17 protein-coding genes are annotated in these 21,235 nt (G+C 69.7%); 8 read left to right on the top strand and 9 right to left on the bottom strand.

Features of this window, described 5'->3' with window-relative positions; genetic code table 11:
- Positions 1-25: 25 nt before the first annotated feature.
- On the bottom strand, positions 26-2,104 hold the full coding sequence (locus tag WFH44_RS01095; protein WP_336711061.1) for a TIGR01906 family membrane protein: 2,079 nt from the start codon (positions 2,102-2,104) through the stop codon (positions 26-28).
- A gap of 183 nt (positions 2,105-2,287) precedes the next feature.
- Complete coding sequence (locus WFH44_RS01090; RefSeq protein WP_336711059.1) at positions 2,288-3,280, bottom strand: stage II sporulation protein M; 993 nt, start codon at positions 3,278-3,280, stop codon at positions 2,288-2,290.
- Positions 3,281-3,399: 119 nt separating this feature from the next.
- Between WFH44_RS01090 and WFH44_RS01085 the strand changes: the two genes are divergently transcribed.
- Positions 3,400-4,203: an RDD family protein gene (locus tag WFH44_RS01085; RefSeq protein ID WP_336711057.1), complete on the top strand. Its 804-nt coding sequence runs from the start codon at positions 3,400-3,402 to the stop codon at positions 4,201-4,203.
- 158 nt (positions 4,204-4,361) lie between these two features.
- On the opposite strand, the gene ahcY is transcribed toward WFH44_RS01085, so the two are convergent.
- Genes ahcY through WFH44_RS01070 form a run of 3 tightly spaced genes read right to left on the bottom strand, consistent with a single transcriptional unit; the run spans position 4,362 to position 6,537 of the window.
- Positions 4,362-5,855 carry an adenosylhomocysteinase gene (ahcY, locus tag WFH44_RS01080; protein WP_336711056.1) on the bottom strand — a complete coding sequence of 498 codons (1,494 nt, stop codon included), beginning with the start codon at positions 5,853-5,855 and terminating at the stop codon, positions 4,362-4,364.
- Between the two features lie 45 nt (positions 5,856-5,900).
- Complete coding sequence (locus WFH44_RS01075; RefSeq protein ID WP_264793796.1) at positions 5,901-6,116, bottom strand: Trm112 family protein; 216 nt, start codon at positions 6,114-6,116, stop codon at positions 5,901-5,903.
- Between the two features lie 31 nt (positions 6,117-6,147).
- Positions 6,148-6,537 (bottom strand): DUF3499 domain-containing protein, encoded by a 390-nt coding sequence (locus tag WFH44_RS01070; RefSeq protein ID WP_336711054.1) that lies wholly within the window; start codon positions 6,535-6,537, stop codon positions 6,148-6,150.
- A 198-nt stretch (positions 6,538-6,735) separates the two neighbouring features.
- On the opposite strand from WFH44_RS01070, the gene WFH44_RS01065 reads away from it, so the two are divergent.
- Entirely contained in the window at positions 6,736-7,221 is a 486-nt protein-coding gene (locus tag WFH44_RS01065) for a metallopeptidase family protein (protein ID WP_336711052.1), read from the top strand.
- A 173-nt stretch (positions 7,222-7,394) separates the two neighbouring features.
- On the opposite strand, the gene WFH44_RS01060 is transcribed toward WFH44_RS01065, so the two are convergent.
- Genes WFH44_RS01060 through WFH44_RS01050 form a run of 3 tightly spaced genes read right to left on the bottom strand, consistent with a single transcriptional unit; the run spans position 7,395 to position 13,692 of the window.
- Positions 7,395-9,503, bottom strand: coding sequence for a DUF5719 family protein (locus WFH44_RS01060; RefSeq protein WP_336711051.1), 2,109 nt, complete (start codon positions 9,501-9,503; stop codon positions 7,395-7,397).
- A gap of 2 nt (positions 9,504-9,505) precedes the next feature.
- Positions 9,506-13,144, bottom strand: coding sequence for a glycosyltransferase (locus WFH44_RS01055; RefSeq protein WP_442892859.1), 3,639 nt, complete (start codon positions 13,142-13,144; stop codon positions 9,506-9,508).
- On the bottom strand, positions 13,144-13,692 hold the full coding sequence (locus WFH44_RS01050) for a WhiB family transcriptional regulator (protein WP_336711047.1): 549 nt from the start codon (positions 13,690-13,692) through the stop codon (positions 13,144-13,146). Before WFH44_RS01050 ends, WFH44_RS01055 begins: the two co-directional genes overlap by 1 nt.
- Before the next feature lie 303 nt (positions 13,693-13,995).
- Here WFH44_RS01050 and WFH44_RS01045 point away from each other — a divergent pair, with 303 nt between their 5' ends.
- Positions 13,996-14,697 (top strand): TIGR03089 family protein, encoded by a 702-nt coding sequence (locus WFH44_RS01045; protein ID WP_336711045.1) that lies wholly within the window; start codon positions 13,996-13,998, stop codon positions 14,695-14,697.
- A 33-nt stretch (positions 14,698-14,730) separates the two neighbouring features.
- On the opposite strand, the gene WFH44_RS01040 is transcribed toward WFH44_RS01045, so the two are convergent.
- Entirely contained in the window at positions 14,731-15,315 is a 585-nt protein-coding gene (locus WFH44_RS01040; protein WP_336711042.1) for a GtrA family protein, read from the bottom strand.
- Between the two features lie 161 nt (positions 15,316-15,476).
- Here WFH44_RS01040 and WFH44_RS01035 point away from each other — a divergent pair, with 161 nt between their 5' ends.
- From WFH44_RS01035 to WFH44_RS01015, 5 genes are all read left to right on the top strand, one after another.
- Complete coding sequence (locus WFH44_RS01035) at positions 15,477-16,646, top strand: 5-(carboxyamino)imidazole ribonucleotide synthase (RefSeq protein ID WP_336711040.1); 1,170 nt, start codon at positions 15,477-15,479, stop codon at positions 16,644-16,646.
- Complete coding sequence (gene purE / locus WFH44_RS01030; protein WP_336711038.1) at positions 16,646-17,158, top strand: 5-(carboxyamino)imidazole ribonucleotide mutase; 513 nt, start codon at positions 16,646-16,648, stop codon at positions 17,156-17,158. Before WFH44_RS01035 ends, purE begins: the two co-directional genes overlap by 1 nt.
- Positions 17,155-18,792 (top strand): LCP family protein, encoded by a 1,638-nt coding sequence (locus tag WFH44_RS01025; protein ID WP_442892845.1) that lies wholly within the window; start codon positions 17,155-17,157, stop codon positions 18,790-18,792. The genes purE and WFH44_RS01025 overlap by 4 nt, the downstream gene beginning before the upstream one ends.
- Positions 18,793-18,888: 96 nt before the next feature.
- A complete protein-coding gene (gene manA, locus WFH44_RS01020; protein WP_336711036.1) occupies positions 18,889-20,169 on the top strand; it encodes a mannose-6-phosphate isomerase, class I in 1,281 nt (426 codons plus the stop codon).
- Complete coding sequence (locus WFH44_RS01015) at positions 20,166-21,218, top strand: lipid II:glycine glycyltransferase FemX (protein ID WP_336711034.1); 1,053 nt, start codon at positions 20,166-20,168, stop codon at positions 21,216-21,218. The genes manA and WFH44_RS01015 overlap by 4 nt, the downstream gene beginning before the upstream one ends.
- The last annotated feature ends 17 nt before the right edge of the window (positions 21,219-21,235 follow it).

Below are 21,235 nucleotides of genomic sequence, written 5' to 3'. Positions count from 1 at the left end.
CTGACTAGTCCTGTGCGACAGCCGGCTACGGCCGCTCCCGCTGCTCCGGCTCCCCCATGTACCGCGCACGGGTGGCCTCGAGCTTCTCCGAGCTGCGCACCCGGCGCGACTTGGTCGGCCAGGTGAAGGCCAGCACCAAGGACGAGACCACGAACACCAGCAGCCCGATCACGATCCCGGCGTCCATCCAGAACTGGCCCGGGAACAGCCGGATCAGCGTGTCGTTGGTGAAGAACGTCCAGGTCCCCTCGGCGAAGAAGATCCGGTGGAACTCGGTGAAGAACATCTGCCAGTTCAGCGCGCCCAGCACGCCGAGGACCACGATCAGCAGCAGCGTCGCCACCGACCCGGCGAACAGCCCGCGCCGGATGCCTCCGGGGTAGTGCCGCGCCAGGTAGATCGCGCACAGGACGGCCAGCACCAGCAGCACGGCTCCGCCGATCCAGGCTCCCATGATCACGGTCTTCACGTCCGCCATGTGGCCCACTTCGGTGTCAAGGAAGAGCTGCCGCCCGTCCGTTCCGACGAGGTCGCCGAGGTACCGCGGCCCGGACCAGTTCAGCAGGTAGTCGACGGCGTACGATCCGTAGGTCATCCGGTCATCGGTGCTGAAGCCGAAGCCGTCCGCGGGGAAACCCGGGCGGTTGTACTCGGCCCACAGGAACAGCGGAGTGCATACGAGCCGGATCGCACCGATCAGCAGCAGGAACGGGAAGCAGACGGCGAGCACAACCTGCAGGATCCGCCCCGCCACCGGCTTGGCCCGCAGCGCCTCCTCACGCTGGTTGGCCCGCTTGATGACCTCCGAGCGCGGGGGGCTGGTGGACAGTGAGCCGGTATCCGGGTTGGCCTCGTCGGAGGGGGCGCCCTGCGGAACGTTGCCGGTAGCCCGGGGGCTCCGAGCGGCCCCGGCTGCGTAGGCGGGACTGTCGGCGGAACCGGGTTGGCCGGACTGGCCGGGCCGGTCACCTTGCGCGGGCTGGCCGGACTGGGCCGGGTTCCCTGTCTGTGCTGCGTCCCTGGCTCCGCTGGTTCCTCCGGCTGTGCGCGGCTCTCCGTCCCGGGGCGGCTCACCGGCTTCGCCCGGTTTTCCGGTGGTTCCCCGCTTGGCGGCCTGTGCGGCTACGGCCGCCGCGCCCGCGACGCCTGTCGCGGCGGCGCCTACCGCCACGCCCGAGGGCTTCGTAACGGACGACGACGGCGTTCCGCCCGCCGGTGTCCCCTCGCCCTTGGTTTCGGGGCGGCCTTCGCTGCCCGGTTTCACTTCCTCGGCCCGGGTTTCCGGACGGCCTTCGCTGCCTGCCTTCTCTCCCTCGGCCGGGGTCTCGGGGCGGCCTTCGCTGGCCAGCTTCTCTCCCTTGGCTGGAGTCTCGGGACGGCCTTCGCTGGCCGGCTTCTCTCCCTCGGCCCGGGCCGAGGTGGCAGGACGCGTCGAAGCGGAGGTGAAAGCCGCTCCCCCGGCCGCGAGCCGGGCAGCCTTCTTCAGGTCAGCATCACGCGATTCCTCCCGCGCGGCAGAGGACGGGGCACTTGGCCGGCCCGGCCGCCCCTGGCCGGCCTGGTCGGCCGGTCCCTCCTGCCCAGCCTGATCGTCCGCTCCCGCCTGCCCAGCCTGATCGGCCGGTCCCTCCTGCCCGGCCTGGTCGGCAGGGCGTTCGGCATTACCGCCGCCGTTCCGGCGGCCGTCGCGTTCGGCCTTCGACTGTTCCCGGCCCGCCCCGAACATGCCGCTGAGGAAGCGGATCTTGTCGGCACGGTTCGATCCGGTGGAGTCCTCCGGCTCTTCACCTCGACCGGGAGCTCCCCCGGCTTCCGGACCGCTCGCCGCAGCGGCGGCGCCTGCTACCGGACTTGCCGCCATTCCGGGAGGCGTCGGCTCGCCCCAGCCGGGAACGGCGTCGGGGCAGAAGCCTTCAAAGGACCTGCCGCTCCGCGGCGCCTCGCCCAGCCCGGCCTTGACCCCCTCGTTCGACCCGCCCGTCCGTCCGGCGGCCTCCGGCGTAACTGGGGCGGACCCGGCGCTGCCATCGGACAGCCGTCCGGCATCCCGGTCCGGCCCGCGGTTCACCTCGAACCTGTCGGCTTTCCTGTCCTCGCGCGCCACGTTGTCCTCTTTCCTGGAATTTCCTTGCTGACCCTCAATATCGACAGTACCCGCGTCACCCTCGGCGGCTGCGGAATGCCACCCCGGAACTCACCAAGCCATTCCGCGGGACCCGCGGCGCCGCCGTCGTTGCCGCCGTAAGCGAATGCCGCCGCCGCACGCTCCGGGACGCCCGGCGCTGCATCAGCTCGTCCGGGCGACCTCGCCGGCATCGAAATGGCCCAGGTCCCCGCGTTCGCCCGCCGCGTACGCGCGCCGGCCGAGCACCAGCGTGTACGCCCAGTACCCGGCAAGCACCAGCGCGCCGATCCCCAGCCGGGCCCAGTGCGGCAGCCCGCTCGGCGTGACAAAGCCCTCGACCAGGCCGGACACGAAGAGCACCAGCACCAGGCCGAGCGCCACCGTGATCAGCGAGCGGCCCTCCCGGGCAAGCGACGCCGACCGCTTCATCCGTCCCGGCGACACCCACGCCCAGAAAATCCGAAGCCCCGCGGCGCCGGCAATGAAGATGGCGGTGATCTCCATCAGCCCGTGCGGCAGGATGTACAGGAAGAAGGTGTCCAGCTCGCCGTAGGCCGCCATCATGCCGCCGGACATACCGACCCCCTGGGCGTTCATCCACAGGATGAGCGGCACCCACACGCCGGTCACGCCGAAGGCCACGCACTGGGCGGCGATCCAGGCGTTGTTGGTCCACACCATCCCGGCGAAGGACGCGTGCGGGTTTTCCGAGTAGTAGTTGACGAAGTCCTGCTCCACGTAGCGGCGCAGCTCTGCGTCCGAGCCCATCGCCTTGATGACCTCGGGGTTGCCGGCCACCCAGGCGCCGAACAGCCAGGAGACCAGGATGAAGGCGGCGCCGATGATGACCGTCAGCCAGCGCAGCCGGTAGAACGCCGCAGGCAGCGCGAAGACGAAGAAGTTGGCGACGTCCTCGGTGAAGTTGGAGCGCGCGCCCGTGAACCGGGTCCGGGCGCGGGAAATCCGGGTGGACAGTGCGGCCGAGAGCTGGCTTTCGGGCGCGATGGAGCGGATCATCGACAGGTGCGTCGAGGCGCGCTGGTAGAGGACCAGCAGCTCGTCCGCCTCGGCGCCGGTCAGCCGGCGTTTGGCGCTGAGCTCATCCAGGCGCTTCCAGTCATGCTGGTGCACCGCGGTGAAGGCATCGATATCCACGTTCCCAGCCTATCGGCAGGCGTGCCGCCCGAGGTGCCGGGTCCCCCTGCGTCCGCCGCGCGCCGTCGTCGTTGTTTTTGAGACGCTGCACGCGCGCGTAGCGCCGCTAGAGTAAACGTATGAGCAACATCGTCACGGGCGAGGCCGTTGTCCTGGAGCTGCGGCCGGCGTCCTTCGGCGTGCGCGCGGTGAGCTCGATCATCGACTGCGGCACGAACTTCCTGCTGCTGGTGCTGGCCATCGCGTTCCTTGCCGAGACGCTGCAGCTGAACTTCGATGCGGCCGCGGTGCAGGCCCTGAGCCTGACGCTGTTCGTGTTCTTCCTGGTGATCGTGCCGGTGGGCGTCGAGACCCTGACGCGGGGGAAGTCGCTGGGGCGGCTGATCATGGGGCTGCGGATCGTGCGCGACGACGGCGGTGCCATCCGCTTCCGGCACGCCCTGATCCGGGGACTTGTGGGGGTGTTCGAGCTCTACCTGCTGCTCGGGTCCGTCGCGTTCCTGGCGGCCCTGTTCAATGACAGGTCCAAGCGGGTCGGCGATCTGCTGGCCGGCACGTACAGCATGCGGGAGCGGGTCGGAGTCATCCACCAGCAGCTGCCGCACACGCCGCCCCAGCTGGAGCCGTGGGTCAAGCTGGCGGACATGGGCCGGCTGCCGGAATCGCTGGCGCGGCGCGTCTCGCAGTTCATCACGCAGGCACCGAAGATGATCCCGGCCTCGCGGCAGCACCTGGCCGTCGACCTGGCCACGGAGACGGCCCAGTATGTGTCGCCGGCGCCGCCGCCGGGGACCGCGCCGGAGATGTTCCTGATCGCAGTCATGGCCGAGCGGCGCGAACGCGACTTCGCCCGGCTGAGCCGGCAGTACGAAAGCTCCCAGCAGCGCAGCCAGCGGCTCCACTCGCTGCCCTTCCGGGACTAGCCGGTCCGCGGCTCTCCTTCGGGGACCGTCGAACCAGCCGGTGAGGAGAGCCCGCGGGCCGTACGCCAACGCCCGACCAGACGCGAACGGCGGGCCGGCCACGCGAAGGTGACCGGCCCGCCGTCGTGGGCGGAAACCCGGAGGCGGAGCGCCTCGGCTCAGTAGCGGTAGTGGTCCGGCTTGAACGGGCCGGCCGCATCCACGTCCAGGTAGGCGGCCTGCTCCTTGGTGAGCTGGGTCAGCTCGACGCCCAGCGCGTCCAGGTGCAGGCGGGCGACCTTCTCGTCCAGGATCTTCGGCAGCACGTAGACCTGCTTGGCGTACTCGGGCTCGCCGGTGGTCGAATCCGCAGCGGGCTTGCCGGCCTTGGTGAAGAGCTCGATCTGCGCGATGGTCTGGTTGGCGAAGGAGTTGCTCATCACGAAGGACGGATGGCCGGTGGCGTTGCCCAGGTTCAGGAGGCGGCCCTCGGAGAGCACGATGATGGAGCGCTCACGGTCGGTACCGGCGTCGAACGTCCACTCGTGCACCTGCGGCTTGATCTCGACCTTCCGGACGCCGTCGATCTTCTCCAGCCCGGCCATGTCGATCTCGTTGTCGAAGTGGCCGATGTTGCCCACGATGGCCTTGTCCCGCATCTTGGCCATGTCCGCCGCCATGATGACGTCCTTGTTGCCGGTGGTGGTGATGAAGATGTGGCCCTCGCCAACCACCTTGTCCAGGGTGGTGACCTGGTAGCCGTCCATCGCGGCCTGCAGCGCGCAGATCGGGTCGATCTCGGTGACAATCACGCGGGCGCCCTGGCCGCGCAGCGCTTCGGCGGCGCCCTTGCCCACGTCGCCGTAGCCGCAGACCACGGCGATCTTGCCGCCCATCAGCACGTCGGTGGCGCGGTTGATACCGTCCGGCAGCGAGTGGCGGATGCCGTACTTGTTGTCGAACTTGGACTTGGTGACCGAGTCGTTGACGTTGATCGCCGGGAACAGCAGCTGGCCCTGCTCGGCCAGCTGGTAGAGGCGGTGCACGCCGGTGGTGGTTTCCTCGGTCACGCCGAGGATGCCGTTGGCGGTGCGGGTCCACTTCTGCGGGTCGGCGGCGAGGGACTTGCGCAGCACGTCGAGGATGATCGTGTACTCGTGCGCGTCCTCGGCGGTGGCCTCCGGCACGGCGCCGGCGGCTTCGAACTCCACGCCCTTGTGCAGCAGGAGGGTGGCATCCCCGCCGTCGTCAAGGATCATGTTGGGGCCCAGGTCAGGGTTCTCGGCGGCGCCGGGCCAGGTCATGATCTGCTCGGCGGTCCACCAGTATTCCTCGAGGGTCTCGCCCTTCCACGCGAACACCGGGACGCCCTGCGGGTCCTCCGGAGTGCCGTTGCCGACGACGACGGCGGCGGCGGCCTCGTCCTGGGTGGAGAAGATGTTGCAGGATGCCCAGCGGACCTCCGCGCCGAGCGCGGTCAGGGTCTCGATCAGCACGGCCGTCTGCACGGTCATGTGCAGGGAACCGGCGATCCGCGCGCCCTTGAGCGGCTGGCTGGCGCCGAACTCCTCGCGCAGGGCCATCAGCCCCGGCATTTCGTGCTCGGCGAGCCGGATCTGGTGGCGTCCGGCCTCGGCCAGGGAGAGGTCCTTGACCTTGTAATCGAATGACATGTGGGCTCCTGGGTAGTGGTGCGGAAAGTCAGGCGTGGTCGGTGTTCAGGCGCTGTGCGAGGTGCGCGGATTCGCCTCTCGCGCGGCGGCCAGCAGATCCGGCGGAAGCAGCAGCGGGATGCCCTGATCGATCGGATACCGCCGCTTCTGCCCGTCGGCGCCGACGCCGGTGGTCACGAGTTCGCTGCCCTCCTGCACGAGCGAACTGCCCGTGACGGGACAGCGCAGGATGGCGATCAGCTCCGGGGAAAGGTTGGCCATGGGGGGGTCCGTTCTTGTTGGTCTTCGGCGCCTACTGCGGCTCGCGCAGGATACGCAGGTGCCCGCGCCGTGCGCCGCCCGGTTCTGCCGGCGGTTCCAGCGGTTCGCGGTGGCCGCGCTGCGCGGGCGGCTCTTCTGCGGGCGCCGGCTCCGAGCCCGCCTCGCGGACGGCCTTGGCTAGCGCCATCAGGTCATCCGTGTTGGGCACCGGCGCCTGGTCCGGCAGTGCCAGCCGCAGCACCTCCCAGCCCCGCGGGACGGTCAGCCGCTGCGCGTGGTCGGCGCACAGATCGTAGCTGTGCGGTTCGGCGTAGGTGGCCAGGGGCCCCAGCACTGCGGTGGAATCGGCATAGACGTACGTCAGAGTTGCGATGGCCGAACGCTGGCAGGCCGAGCGTGAACATTGACGTATGGATCCCACGACTAAGCATCTTACCTGCCAATCCAGCCGGGGCGGGAAAGCGGCACGGCCAAGGCTGGAATAGGCCGAGGGTTCTTCGCGGCCTTGTTCCGTGCAGGGCCGTGCGGACGCCGTGCAGGCGGCCGGGCGCCACGTTGACGACGCCGGTCCCTCCCCTGCCGTCGTGCGTTCGGCCGGGTGCGGGGCTAAAGTCGGTATATGGAAAACGGACCTTCACTCAGCATCAGAGTGGGCGATTCGGCGGAACCAGCAGCCACGCCGCGTTCGTTTGGGGAACGACGGCGGAACCGCCACGGGCGCGGACTGCGCGGTCCCCTGCTGCCTGCCCATCTGCCGGGCAACCTCAGCCGGGCCGAACGGTTTGAAAGCTGGGTTTCCGATTCCGCGGAACGGCTGCACTACTTCTGGGGCGACCCGATCGAAGCCGCGCAGTTCGTGGTGGCGGATATCCCGCCGAACCTGGAGGTTCTCGTCGCGCGGGGCGACCCTGCCCCGCTCGGAAGCTTCACGCCTGCCGGACCGGGGCGGCCCGCCGTCGTTACCGTGTACCGCAGGCCGGTGGAGATCGCCGCCCACAGCCGGGAGGAGCTGCCCGAACTGGTGCACGAGGTCGTCGTCGAACAGACCGCGCACCTGCTCGGGGTGTCCCCCGAGGCTGTCGATCCGGGCTACGGGCGCTCCTGACCCTTCCGGACGCCGGCGGCGCGCGACGGCTTTCCGCAGGCTTTGGCGGAGACAGCAGCGCTTTACCTCTCCGAGTACGTCGCTGGCCTGGGGCGACGTGTGGGCCCCCTCTGAAAGAGGGCCAGTTTCCGTCATGGCCCCGCAACGGGGGCGGTCCACGCCCCTGCCGCCCGTCAGTAGCCGATGACGACCGGCACGCTCTGCTGGCCCTGGGTACCCTGCGGGATCGGCAGCACCGAAATGTCCGGCTTCGATCCGTTGGTGACAATCTGGGAGCCGTAGACCGCGTCGCCTGTGGCACTGACCAGGAGCGCGGCAGGGTCCCCGCCGTTCTTGGCGTCGGCCGTCACTGTGGTCCCCGCAGGCACCGCAACCTTCCGCGCCGCGCCGATGTTGCCCTTCGCGTCCACCGGGCGCAGGCTGATTTCGGCATCCCCGTCCGGCGCGGTGAAGGACAGCTTGGAGCTCCCGGCCGGCGGCAGGACGGCGAGGTGCTCGCTGCCGAGCCGCCCGGACGAGGGCGCCCAGCCGAAGTCCACCGGTTTGCCCGTGCCCGTGCCGCGGCTGACACGGGCAGCAGCGTTGATGGAGACGTTGGACGAGATGTCCGCCGAGTATGTCCCGGCGGGCAGCGAGTCCAGCGGGATGGAGAGGATGCTGCCCCCCGCAGCGGTCAGCACACCGCCCCCCGGCAGCTCGACCTGGCCCTTCGGACCGAACAGGCGGACCTCGAGCGTGGCATCGCCGCCGCCCGGAACCACCACTTCGAGGGCCGGCGCTGCGTTCTCGTACCCGCGCTGGCCGCGGATCTGCCGGGCCACCTTCGCGTCCTGGACCTCGATGCCCGTGACTACCTCGCGCAGACCCGGCCCGTTGCCCGGCTGCAGCAGTTCGACGCCGCCGGGGGTCAGCCCGCGCAGCACGCTCTGCTGGATGGTTCCGGCGACCGCCCCGCCCGAAGAACTGACGTGCACGGCCAGCGATTCCTGGCCCGCGGCTAGCCCCGCAAGCACCCAGGAACGGCTCTCCCCCGGCGCCAGCAACAGTCCTCGGCTTCCTGCGGCCTGGATGGGGCCCTTGGCTCCGATCAGTTCAAGGTCCACGGTGGACGGCGTTTCGCTCGCGTTGTAGAGGTTCAGCACGGAGCTGGCCCCCACGGTGGTGGAGGCGCCGAGCAGCCAGAAGTCGTTCGATGGGGTGAGGCAGTTGGCCGCCGCCAGGCCGCGCAGGTCGCCGTCCGAAGCGGTGTAGCTCATGGCGGCACCGGCGCGCGCATGCTGTTCGCCCAGCGGTTCCACCGACAGCACCGTCGGGGCGGTAATGTCCTGGCCGGCTACCACCTTGGCCACAACCTTTGTCTCCCCGGCCTCGTTGCTGCCGCTGGAGCCGGCCTTCCCCGTGAAATCCGCGATCTCCACCAGCGGCGCATCCGCGCCGAGCTCGGTGAGGGCGCTTCCCGGGATGGTTCCCCCGAGGTCGCTGAACACCGTGGCGCGAGCCTTGGTGACGGCGGTCTTCGAGACGGGGCTGAACTCGGGGTCCACTTCGTCGGCGGCGCTGTCCAGCAGCTTCAGCGGCTCCGGGCACACGGCGGTGAGGTTGCCGGCAGGCACTGCGGCGGAGATGGGATCGAGTTGCGCGGCGCCGCGCGGCGGCTCGACAAGGCTGCCCGCTGCCACGGCACCGACGCCCAGCAAGAGGACTCCGACGCCGGCCGCAGCCCCGAGCAGGGGTCGTTTCCGCCTGGCGGTTTGGGTTTCGCCTCCGGCACCCGGCATCGCCGAGGAGCCGGCGGCACCGGCCGTCTGGGCCGGGGACGGGTCAGAGCCCGCGGGACCGGCCGCCGGCGCCGTAGCAGACGGGGTCCCGGCCGGGTCGGAACCCGCGGGACCGGCTGCCGGCGCCGTAGCAGACGGGCTCCCGGCCGCCGCCGCGGTGGCAGCCTGCCCGGCCGCCTCCGTGGGACCCTGCTCCGCGGGCGCCGCCGGGACAGTCGAGGTTCCGGCGGCAGCAGTCGTGCCAGCGGCCCCGGCCGCCGTCGCCTTCTCCGCCTGCCCGGCCGCCAGGGCCTTGTCGGTTTTGCCGGCCTTGCGGGCCTTCTTTGCTTCCTTGGCTTCCTTGGCGGCCTGTGCCTTATCAGCTACTTTTGCGGCCTTGTCGCGGGTAGCTTCCCGCGCCGCCCGGGCCTTCCCGGCTTCCCGCGCGGCCTTCCGTGCCTGGCGCCCTCCGACCGGAGCGGCGTCCGGCTCCGGCAGTGGCTCTTCTCCTGGCTTGTCCGCCATGGCTATGTGTCCTTCCCGGCCCTGGCAGGCACGGAGTCGTCCCGGCGGTCATCGTCAGCACGCTCGTTATCCCGCGCCGCTCCACTCCCGGAGCCGGCCGCCGGGCTTTCCTCCAGGCGGTTGCCCGGACCTTCTCCCCGGCTGTTGTCCGGCCTCTTCTCCCGGCCGTTGCCCGGGCCCTCTGCCCGGCCTTCGTCCGCGGCCTCAGCCTGGCCGGCGCCCCGGTAGTCCTCGATGCGGTCGATCTCGTGCGCCGCCACCTGCAGTTCGCCCGGGCTGCTGTCCGAGCCCGTGGTCTTCACATGGTCGATCCGCCGCGGGACGAACCGCCGGCGCGCAGGGATCGGCACTGCCAGCAGCACGGTAATTCCGATCAGCACCAGCTGAACGGTCCCGATCCAGACGCCCCAGGGGTTGCTCAGCCAGATCCTCAGCTCGCCGCCGGCATTCTCGGGAATCCTGAACCCCTGGGCCCACCCGTTGTCCGCCACGTCCAGCTGCTTGCCGTCCAGCGTCGCCCGCCAGCCCGGGTTGATCCTCTCGGCCAGCATCACCGTGCGCCCCGATGGACCTTCCGGGACGTCAGCGCCGGCGGAAACCCAGGATGAGTCGATGGTCTGCAGCAGCTTGCCGTTGGCGTCGACCACCCGCGCCCGGCTGGTCAATGTCCCGGCCGCGGGTTCTTCCTCCGATCCTTCCGGAACCACGCGCCAGAGCCATCCCGCGTCCGTGCGGCCCACGGCGGCCAGCCCGGGGACCGAGTCGATCTTGTGGGCCAGCAGCTCCGCAGCGGTATCCGACTGCTGCAGCACGACGAAACCTACGCCGAGGCGTGCGAGCTCTTCACGCGGATCGGCGCCGCTGGCGGCGGCCAGGATCGCCACCGTGTCCCGCGTCGCCGCGGCCGCACCGTCATCCTCGCGCCGGGCCGGGTCCAGCAGGCCTCCGGTGATGGGCCGGGCGGCGTAAATGCTGGACAGCTGGTCCATGGTGGTGCCGCCGCTGTGCATCACGGCGGCCGTAATTTCCCCGCCCTCGGTGCCCAGCACCAGCGTGCGGGTCCGCTCCGCCGACAGGCCTCGGTCCGTCGCGGTCGCCGGCAGGATCCGCTCGCCGCTGGGGGCCACGAGCATCTCCGTGCCGAAGTCCGTCAACGTCCGGCCGTCGGCGGCCACCGTCTCCTCCTGGATCAGCTGCGGCAGCAGCCAGTGCGCCAGGCTGAGGACCGGACCTGCGGCCAGGACAACGACGGTGAAGGCTGCGACCGCGCGGTAGGCGCCCTGGCGTGTGCGGGCCAGGCCGTCGAGCCGCGCCAGCCAGCGGTCTGCCCCGACAAGTGCCGCGACGGCCAGCAGGAAGAGCGCAAGCGAGACGAAAGGCCCGGTGAAGGGCGTGACCATGGTCCCCGGCGCGATGCCTGTGGCCACCGTAGCGGAAAGCCAGCTGGCGGCCAAGGTGGCGGCTGCACCCAGCCAGGCCAGCCGCGCCACGCCGCGCCCGGGACCCGGCAGCAGCGCTCCGGCCACCGCCAGCACGAGCAGGGGCACCGCAGTGAGCAGCGCGACAACCAGCGCCCAGGGCGCCGCAGCCCACGACTCCAAGAGACCGAAGGCACCCAGTCCGGCACCGGCGTCGAACTCCACGGGGAAGCCCATCACCTGCTGCCAGAGCGGAGCGGCGTCGAAGCCCAGCGGCACGCCCGGGTCCCCGAGCAGTGCGCGCGGCGTGTCCAGTGCGGAAATGACCATCGGCAGTGCCAGGGCCAGGGGCGGCACCAGCGCCCACCAGACGGTCCGGGCGCGCCGGCCCAGTGTCAGGCTGATGACGCCGACGAAGACAATGATGACCGGCAGCAGCGCCGGCGCGGACGCGGTGATGACGGCGAGGGCCAGGCCGGTGGCCGCCGCGGCAGTCCAGGACGGGATGCCGTTGATGCCCGGCTTGTGCACGATCTCGGGACGCGGTTTCAGCGGATCCGGATTCTGCCGCTGGAGGGCCGACCCCGTCGCGCGGGCCAGGCCGAGCACGGCCCACGGGATCATCAGGTGGGCAATGAGTGCACCGAGGCGGCCGGAACCGAGCGCCACCTGCAGCACGGGCAGCGCGGCCCAGAAGAACGCGGCCCAGAATCGCAGGGCGCGCCGCTGGGTGAAGGCTCCGGCGGCCATCCACGCGGCGACTCCGGCCAGCGGCATCGCCAGCAGGACCAGCGCCAGGACGGCGGCCGAACCGTTGCCCAGCCCGAGCAGGGCAAGCAGCCACAGCACATAGCCGAACGGGTCGCCGTGGCCGGGAAGGCCCGACCCCAGGCTGATCCACCACGTCGAGGCGTTGTTCCAGATCTCGCCCAGGTCCGCGGAGACGGGCCGCAGGGCGCCGCCGGCAAGCGCGGGCGCGCCGAGGAAACCGAACATGCCAATGACGGACACCAGGGCCAGGACCAAGGCGGCAACGACGGCGCCGGTGCCCACCCAGGAGCGCAGCGGGGCGGCGAGGGCGGCGAAATCGTCCGAGCCACCGGTCGGCTCGTGGCTCCCGGCGGAGTCCGTGCCGGTGCCGTCCCCCACCACGTGCTCGGCGCTGAGGGATTCCATCAGCGAGCGGCGGTAGGCGAAGACGTCCTGCCGCCGGACCATCAGCGGGCGGACGATGTTGCGCGAGGTTGTGCGCGTGCGTGCGGCCTGCTTGCGGGACTGGAGGAAGTCCATCGGGCGGAACAGCGCCTGGACGGTCGCAATCAGCTGCCGCAGGCCGTGCCCGGGATCCTTGGCCACGGTGCTGGCGACGAAGCTGAAGAGCCCGCCCAGCAGGCTGCCGGCCCACAGGAAGGGCAGCTTCCACAGCGGAGCGTGCTTCAGGCGCAGATGGACCTGGGCGCGGCGGGCAGCCGTGGCGGATGAATGGTGGTTGGTGCGGGCCGCCGTGGCGTGCCGGACAATCGCCGTCGGCACGATCACTACCCGGTGTCCGGCGAGCCTGTTGCGCCAGCAGAGGTCCACGTCGTCGCCGATCCCGGGGAGTCCCGGGTCGAAGCCGTCCAGCTGGTCGAACACGTCGCGGCGGATGAGCATGCCTGCGGAATTCACGGCGAAGAAGTCGCTGCGGCCGTCGTACTGGCCCTGGTCCAGCTCGTCCAGGTCGATCATAGTGAGCCGCTCGGCGCCGCGGCTGATGGTCAAGCCGGCATCGATCAGCTTGCGCGGGTTGTCCCAGTCCACCTGCTTGCAGCCGGCGATGGTCACCGATGGCGCGGTTTCGACGGCGAGCAGGAGCTCTTCCAGGGCCTGGGGTTCAGGGGCGGAATCGTCGTGCAGCAGCCACAGCCACTCCTGCACCCTGCCGCCCGGGCCTGCCTCGCCGTCCGCCGTATCCGCCTGCTCAAAGGGATGCTTGCCCAGTTCGTCCACCGCAACGCGGACCGCGGCGCCAAAACCGTTCCGGTCCGGCGCCGTCGCAACCGGGCTGCCCTCCGGCAGGGTCGAGCGCAGCACGTAGCCGGACGCATCGGTCGAACCGGCGTCCACGCCTATATGAAAGTCGGCCCTGCGGGTCTGTGCGTCGAGGGCCTTGAGGGTGCGGGGCAGGTAGCCGGCGCCGTTATGGGCTACGACGACGGCCGTTACGCGAACTTGCTGGTGAATCAGACTGCTCTCTTCCGTAAGCGGCGGCGCTCGCGCTCCGAAAGCCCGCCCCAGATCCCGAACCGTTCGTCGTGTTCCAGTGCATACTCCAGGCACTGCGCCCGCACGGTGCAGGAACCGCATACCTTTTTGGCGTCCCGGGTGGAACCGCCCTTTTCGGGGAAGAAGGCCTCCGGGTCGGTCTGGGCGCACAGGGCGTCCGCCTGCCAGGCAAGCTCCCCGTCGTCCGCCGGATCCAGGCCGGGCAGGCCGATCCAGACGGCCTGCTCCTTGCGCTCCGGCGCCTCGCGCAGCCGGCGGCCCGGTTCCTGCAGCCCCTCGGCTTCCTCCGGGGCATCGCCCGCGCCGGCGTCCAGCGCCTCGTGCGCGGCCAGGAAGGCAGTCGCCGCATCGTCCAGGGACGGCCTGCTCGCCTCCCGGTAGCGGTCCGCGGCGGACGGGTCGGCCGGATCGACATACCAGTCAGCGGGCACGCCGCGGGAACCGTAGCTGACTGAAGCCTGCGCTTCCAAGTCTTCACGGTATTGAATTCGCTCTGCCTGCCCCATGAGCCCTCCCGGTTCTGATGTACCAGCCTGATGCCAAGATGCGCTTCTGCGCGTTCGCAGACGCCGCGGCCGTTGCTGTTCCACCCATAATTACATTGGTGTAATACGGCTAAGTCAAGCGAGGGCGGGAATCTTAGCCATATGCCATCGCAATTTGCGTGTACGCCACGCCCGGGCACGTGGGATGCTTTGTGGCATCGGGCCTCATCGGAGCCCCTGCGACCCTTTGACGATAGCTTTAACCGCAAACAGCTGCCACCGCCTGTGTCTTTCTGCACAGGCCGATATTCCACAGGAGAAACCGTGAGCCAAGCCCGCACCATCGACCAGCTGCTTGCCCTGCTGCGTCCGGACTCCTCCCCCGCACTCGTCTGGTACGGCCCGGACGGCGAACGCGTGGAGCTCTCCGGTCGCGTGCTGGACAACTGGGTGGCGAAGACGGCCAACCTGCTGGCCGAGGAACTGGATGCCGAACCGGGCGCGGTGGTCAGGCTGGCCATGGCACCGCACTGGCGGTCGGTCGTCTGGGCCCTGGCCGGCTGGCAGGTGGGCGCGACGGTGGATGTGGCCTCCGGAGGCAACGCCGGTGCGGAAGGTGCGGACGTCGTCGTCAGTTCCGATCCCGCAGCGCTGGGTGAGGGTCCCGCCTACCAGGTGGCCGTGGCCGAGGGCGCCCTGGCGCTCGGCTGGCCCGGCGAGCTGCCGGACGGGGTGCTGGACTACGCGGCCGAGGTGCGCTCGTATGCGGATGTGTACCTGGGCGTCGGGTCCGCGGATCAGCATGCCGCGGCGCTAAAGCACGACGGCGGGGAGGTCACCTTTGCGCAGTTGCTGCAGCTCGAACCCGCGGCGCGCAACATCCTGGTGCCGGCGACGGCGGACTGGGCGGACGTGCTCCGGACGGCGGTGGCAACCTGGCTCGGCGGCGGCACCATGGTGTTGGTGCACCCCGCGGCGCACAGCCCCCACATCGTGGAGAACGAGCGGATCAGCGAACAGCTGTAGCCTGCCGCCGGCGGTCCGTGTCTGCGGTGCCGTTCAGCGCTCCGGCGTGCTGCCGGCTTCGGGACGCTTCGGGGCCGGCTGCGCCCCGTGGCTGCTGTGCTGGCCGTGCGGGGCCTCTGCGGGCTCCTCCGCGTGGTCGAAGATTTCGTGGTCATGCGCGAATTCCGGCTCGGAGTCCAGCTCCGCATTGAAGACGAGGAAGCGGTAGGCGAAAAAGCGCACGACCGTGGCCAGCACGGTGCCGAAGACGCCGGCCGCCAGCAGCTCGGTCCGCCCGTCGATCTCCAGCAGGTATTTGGCGACCCAGACGCAGCCCGCCGAAATCAGCATGCCGATGACATTGATCACCACGAACATGACGAGTTCCCGCACCGGATTGGGCTGCCGCCGGTCCCGGAAGGTCCAGTAGCGGTTAGCCAGCCAGGAGAACAGGGTGGCCACGGAGGCAGAGACCAGCCGCGCCTTGACCTCGCTCTGGGACATCGGGCCATTGATCAGCCACCAGTACAGCCCGTTGTCGATAACGAAGGCGACGCCGCCTACCGTGCCGAATTTCGCGACTTCGCGCCAGAAGAGCGAGACGAGGCCCCGGACGCGTTCTGCCATCGTTCTGTGCATAAGCTGCGCTTCGATTCCTCTCATGGATGCGGGCGACACGGGCGGACGCCAACGGCCCATTGTAGGACCGCCGGCTGGATGATTCCTAAGTGCGGCCTGCGCCGAGCGGGTAGCGCTGCGCTTGCCAGCCGGTGCTCAGGCGGGTTCGGTACGCTTACTGAGTGACTTTCCCCGTAATCGGCGTGGTTGGCGGAGGCCAGCTCGCGCGCATGATGGCGCCCTGCGCAATTGCCCTTAACTTCGAACTCCGCGTCCTGGCCGAGGCCGAAGACGTCTCGGCGGTCGCCGCCGTCGCCAATGCCCCGGTCGGCGACTACAAGGACCTGGACACCCTGCGGCGCTTCGCGCAGGGCCTGGACGTGATGACGTTCGACCACGAACATGTCCCCACCGCCCATTTGCAGACCCTGATCGCCGAAGGCGTGAACGTTCAGCCCCATCCCGATGCCCTCATCCACGCCCAGGACAAGCTCGTGATGCGCTCCGTGGTGGAGAAGCTGGGACTGCCCAATCCCGCCTGGGCCGCGGTGTCCACCGTGGAAGAGCTGGTGGAATTCGGCGACAAGACCGGCTGGCCCGTGGTGCTGAAGACCCCGCGCGGCGGCTACGACGGCAAGGGGGTCCGCATCATCGACGGCCCCGAAGTCGCTGCCGAGGCCGCCGACTGGTTCACGGGCACTCCGCTGCTGGCCGAAGACAAGGTGGACTTCAGCCGTGAACTGTCGGCGCTGGTCGCCCGGACACCCTCCGGCGAAGCCAAGGCCTGGCCCGTGGTCCATACCATTCAGGTGGACGGCGTCTGCGACGAGGTCATCGCGCCCGCGCCCGAGCTTCCCGCGGAGGTGGCCGAGGCCGCCAGCCAGGCCGCGCTGCGGCTCGCGGAAGAACTCGGCGTCACCGGGGTCATGGCCGCCGAGCTCTTCGAAACCCCCGGCCAGGGCGCCGGCTTCGTCATCAATGAGCTGGCCATGCGCCCGCACAACACCGGCCACTGGACCATGGACGGCTGCGTGACCAGCCAGTTCGAGCAGCACCTGCGCGCCGTCCTCGACCTCCCCCTCGGAGGCACCGAACCGCTCGGGGACGTCGTCGTCATGAAGAATTATTTGGGCGGTGCGAATACCGATCTGTTCGGCGCATATCCGCAGGCCCTGGCCGCGGAACCGGACGTCAAGGTACACGGTTACGGCAAGTCCGTGCGTGCGGGACGGAAGATCGGACATGTTAACGTGGTGGGCCGAAAGGCATCGGACGTCGACGAGCTGCGCCGCAAGGCATCGCGCGTGGCTGCCATCATCCGCGACGGGGAAGACCCGCAGGAAGGTAACTAATGAGCGAAACCCCACTTGTCGGCGTCGTTATGGGCTCCGATTCGGATTGGCCGGTGATGCAGGCAGCTGCCGACGCACTGGCGGAATTCGGTGTCCCCTACGAAGCCGACGTGGTCTCCGCGCACCGCATGCCCGAGGACATGATCAGTTACGGCAAGCAGGCGCAGGACCGGGGGCTTCGCGCCATCATCGCCGGGGCCGGCGGGGCCGCACACCTGCCGGGCATGCTGGCGTCCGTCACGGCGCTGCCCGTGATCGGGGTGCCGGTTCCGCTGAAGACCCTGGACGGAATGGATTCCCTGTTGTCGATCGTGCAGATGCCGGCGGGCGTGCCCGTGGCCACGGTCTCGATCGGCGGCGCACGCAATGCCGGGCTGCTCGCGGTGCGCATGCTCGCCGCCGGCACGGACGATTTGGCCGCGCGGTTGCGTCCCCAGCTCGCGGAGTTCGCCACCCAGCTGCGGCAGAGCGCCTATGACAAGGGCGCGGCGCTGCGGTCCAAGTTGTCATGAGCATGGAGAACGACACCGGGCACCGCCACAACGCCTACGGATCCACCGACCCGGTCCGCTACCCGCAGAGCGCCGCGGCGCCGGTCCGGACCAAGCGGGCTTTCGTCCTGCTGCTGCTGACCGTTTTCATCCCCGGCAGCGCCCAGCTCGTCGCCGGCAGCCGCAGCCTCGGCCGCAAGGCGCTGGCGGTCACGCTCAGTGTCTGGGCGCTGCTCATCGCCGCAGGCATCATCGCCCTGGTCAACTGGCCCTTCCTCGTCACCCTCGTCACCCACCGGTGGACCTCGCTGGTCCTCGTCGGCGTGCTGGCCGTGCTGGCCGTGTTCTGGGCCCTACTGTTCCTGGACACGCTGCGCATCATCCGCCCGAAGCTGTTGGCGCCGGGGATGCGGCCGATCATCGCCGTCAGCCTCGTGGTGCTGATGGGACTGACCGCCGGCTCGCTGGGCTACTCGGCCTACCTGCTCAATGTCAGCCGCAACACGATCGGCAGCATCTTCGAGTCCCGGCCCGCGTTCGATCCGGTGGACGGGCGCTACAACTTCCTCCTGATGGGCGGGGACGCCGGCGCCGGCCGCACCGGGCTGCGTCCTGACAGCATCCAGGTCGTGAGTGTGGACGCCAAGACCGGCCAGACGGTCATGTTCGGCGTCCCCCGCAACCTGCAGAATGCCCCGTTCCCCGACGATTCGCCGCTGAAGCAGGTCTACCCCAACGGCTTCGACTGCGGCGACGAATGCATTATCAACGCCCTCTACGAGGATGTCGTCCAGAACCACGCCGACCTCTACCCCGGCGCCAAGGACCCCGGTGCCGAGGGCATGAAGGACGCGGTCAGCGGCGTACTCGGCATCGAAATCCAAGCGTATGCGCTGGTAGACATGGGCGGCTTCGAGCAGCTGGTGAACGCCATGGGCGGCATCACCATCGACGCCGGCAACTGGGTTCCGATCTCCAACCGGTCCATCCCGGGCACCAACCAGCACTATCCACCGAAGGGCTGGATCGCTCCCGGCGTCCAGAAACTCGACGGCTACCATGCCCTCTGGTACGGGCGGTCGCGTGAATTCGCCACCGACTATGACCGCGTCCAGCGCCAGCAGTGCGTGATGCAGGCGATGGTCAAGCAGCTCGATCCGGGCACCGTCCTGACCCGCTTCCAGCAGCTTGCGGCCGCGGGCGAGCAGGTCGTGGAGACCGATATCCCGGGCGAGCAGCTGGGCAGTTTCGTCTCACTGGCGATGAAGGCCAAGGGCGAGAAGATCGAGAGGCTGACCGTCGGCCCGCCGGACTTCGGCACCGCCGCCGACAACTTCGTCACCTACCCCGATTTCGACAAGGTCCACTCCCGCGTTCAGGAGATGTTCATCCAGAAGCAGGAGACTAAGAGCAAGGCCGCGTCCAAGCCCAAGGAATCGGGCAACGACGACGGCGGCAGCGGCTCCGCGGACCAGGGAACCTCGGGCAGCGGCTCCGGCGGGGATTCGGCCACGCAGGAAACGCCGGCGGAACAGGCCCCGGCCACTGCTGAGCCCGAGATCACCGAGGAGTACCTGCAGCAGCTGGCCGAGATCGGCGACACCGCCACGCTCGGGGCGCTGCTGGCGGACAACGGCAACTGCAAGGTGCCCTAGGCTTACCCCTAGGGAGGTCCGGTCCCCCGGGCTGCAGGACTTCACCAGCAGGCAGATCCGCTGCGGCGGCAGGATCCGACAGAAGAGGCATCAAGCATGTATCGGTTGACCAATGTGATGCGACCCTATGCATGGGGTTCGCTGACCGCCATCGCGGACCTGTTCGGCCGCAAGCCCTCGGGTGGCCCCGAAGCCGAACTCTGGATCGGTGCCCACCCCGATTCGCCGTCGACCGTCACCCTGCCGGACGGCGAGGAACAGCCGCTGACGGACTTCATCGACGACGCCCCGGGGCTCGCCCTCGGCGACGATGCGATGGGTCTCTTCGGGCCGAAGCTGCCGTTCCTCACGAAGGTGCTCGCCGCCGAGGAGGCCCTGTCCCTGCAGGTGCACCCCACGCTGGAGCAGGCCCGTGCCGGGTATGCCCGGGAGAATGAAGCCGGGATCCCGTTCACCGCCCCGGAACGCAGCTATCGCGATGACAACCACAAGCCGGAAATGATCTTCGCGCTGACGCCCTTCCAGGCGCTCTGCGGTTTCCGCGAACCGGCGCAGTCGGCCGCCCTCTTCCGCAGCCTCCTCGAGCACCTGGTGACGGCCGACGCCCAGACCGACCTGCTGGAGCGCGTCATCGCACTGCTCGAGGGGCCAGAGCCCTCCGCCGCCATCCGGGAAGCGTTCGTTGCCCTGCTCGACGGCGGCGCCGACGCCGCAGCCCTGGTCGACAGCACCGCCAACGTCCTGGACAAGCTGCCGGCGGGCGGCATCGGGCCGGAGCTCACTACGGTCCGCTGGCTGATCGAGCTGTACCCGAAGGACCCCGGGACCCTGATCTCGATGCTGCTCAACCTGGTGACGCTGGAACCGGGCGACGCGCTCTACCTCCCGGCCGGAAACGTCCACGCGTACCTCAACGGCCTGGGAATAGAGGTCATGGCCACCAGCGACAACGTGCTCCGCGGCGGCCTCACCCCCAAGCACATCAACATTCCGGAACTGCTCACGATCACGGACTTCCATCCGATCGAGCCACCCTACGTCCGGCCCCAGTTCACCGACGCCGGCCAGGAAGTCTACTGCCCGCCGTTCGCCGAGTTCCAGCTCCAGCGGATAGAACTGAACGACGGCGCCACCCCCGTGGCGCTGGCGCAGCACGGTCCCGCTGTGGTGCTGGCCGTCAGCGGCGGAGCTATGCTGGACTCGCCGGTGACGGACCTGACCCTGCGGCGCGGCGACTCCGCGTTCATCCCGGCTTCGGAGCAGCCCGTGCTGGTCCATCCCGTGATCGACGGCGGTTCTCCCGCCGTGCTCTTCGCTGTCACCTGCGCAGGCAACGCCGCTGAATTCGACGAACAAAGAACGGAAACCGACGAATGACTTCCTCCATCCTGCAGTCCGCCGCCTGGGCCACCTTCCAGCGCAGCCTCGGGAAGAAGGTATTCGAACAAGGTGGAGACGGCTGGTCCTTTCTAGCCGTCCAGGAGAAGACCCCGCTGGGCAGCTTCCTCTACACCCCCTACGGCCCCACCGCGGCCGACGTCCCCGCCCTCGGCAACGCACTCGAAGCCCTGGCCGGACTGGCCCGGGCCGAAGGCGCACACTACGTCCGGGTTGAGCCGGTCGGCGCGGACCTCGGCGCCGACGCGGCCGCCGTCCTGTCCGGCCTCGGCCTCGTGAAAGCCCCCGCCGACATCCAGCCCCACCTGACCTGGATGGTGGACCTGACCCAGGACGAAGACGCCATCCTTGCCGGGATGCGCAGCACGAGCCGCAACCTCTACCGGAACATCCACAAGAAGGGCGTGACCTTCGAGGTCTCCACCGACCCGGAAGACATCTCCATCCTGCTCGGATTCCTCCACGACGTCTCCGAGCGAGCCGACTTCAAGGCCCAGTCGGACGACTACCTCACCCACGCCGCCCGCACCCTCATCCCGGCCGGCGCAGCCAAGCTCTTCATCGCCAAGCTGGACGGCACCCCCATCGCCGCCGCCCTCTCGTACGACACGGACACCACCCGCGTCTACGCCCACGCCGCCGCGGACGACACCCACCGCAAGCTCAACGCCGGCATCCCGCTGGTCGTGAACATGATGATGGATGCCAAGCACGACGGCATGAGCCGGTTCGACATGTGGGGCGTCTCCCCCGAAGACGAACCCGACCACAAGTGGGCCGGCTTCTCCCGCTTCAAGCGTTCCTTCGGCGGCTTCGAAGTGGCCTACCCCGGCTCCTGGGACCTCCCGGTCAACAAGACCATGCACACCGCCTACGGCATCGCCCGCCGCCTGAGGGACGCCGCCGGCCCCGCGCTGCACAAAGCCCGCACGGCCGCCGGCCCCGTCCTGCAGAAAGCCCGCACCGCCGTCGGCCCCGTCCTGCAGAAGGCCCGCACCGCCGTCGGCAAGGCCCGCAGCAGCCGTTGACCGCCGGGCGGGGACGC

Origin of the sequence: Arthrobacter sp. USHLN218, from assembly GCF_037144715.1 — a bacterium.
In the GTDB taxonomy this organism is placed as follows: Bacteria; Actinomycetota; Actinomycetes; order Actinomycetales; family Micrococcaceae; genus Crystallibacter.
This window is presented reverse-complemented; position numbering and strand designations above follow the sequence as displayed.

Excerpts from the sequence above, each read along its gene's own strand:
- WFH44_RS01085 (WP_336711057.1), top strand. The coding sequence starts at position 3,400 with ATGAGCAACATCGTCACGGGCGAGGCCGTTGTCCTGGAGCTGCGGCCG.
- ahcY (WP_336711056.1), bottom strand. The coding sequence starts at position 5,855 with ATGTCATTCGATTACAAGGTCAAGGACCTCTCCCTGGCCGAGGCCGGA.
- WFH44_RS01075 (WP_264793796.1), bottom strand. The coding sequence starts at position 6,116 with ATGGCCAACCTTTCCCCGGAGCTGATCGCCATCCTGCGCTGTCCCGTC.
- WFH44_RS01065 (WP_336711052.1), top strand. The coding sequence starts at position 6,736 with ATGGAAAACGGACCTTCACTCAGCATCAGAGTGGGCGATTCGGCGGAA.
- WFH44_RS01060 (WP_336711051.1), bottom strand. The coding sequence starts at position 9,503 with ATGGCGGACAAGCCAGGAGAAGAGCCACTGCCGGAGCCGGACGCCGCT.
- WFH44_RS01050 (WP_336711047.1), bottom strand. The coding sequence starts at position 13,692 with ATGGGGCAGGCAGAGCGAATTCAATACCGTGAAGACTTGGAAGCGCAG.
- WFH44_RS01040 (WP_336711042.1), bottom strand. The coding sequence starts at position 15,315 with ATGCACAGAACGATGGCAGAACGCGTCCGGGGCCTCGTCTCGCTCTTC.
- purE (WP_336711038.1), top strand. The coding sequence starts at position 16,646 with ATGAGCGAAACCCCACTTGTCGGCGTCGTTATGGGCTCCGATTCGGAT.
- WFH44_RS01025 (WP_442892845.1), top strand. The coding sequence starts at position 17,155 with ATGAGCATGGAGAACGACACCGGGCACCGCCACAACGCCTACGGATCC.
- manA (WP_336711036.1), top strand. The coding sequence starts at position 18,889 with ATGTATCGGTTGACCAATGTGATGCGACCCTATGCATGGGGTTCGCTG.
- WFH44_RS01015 (WP_336711034.1), top strand. The coding sequence starts at position 20,166 with ATGACTTCCTCCATCCTGCAGTCCGCCGCCTGGGCCACCTTCCAGCGC.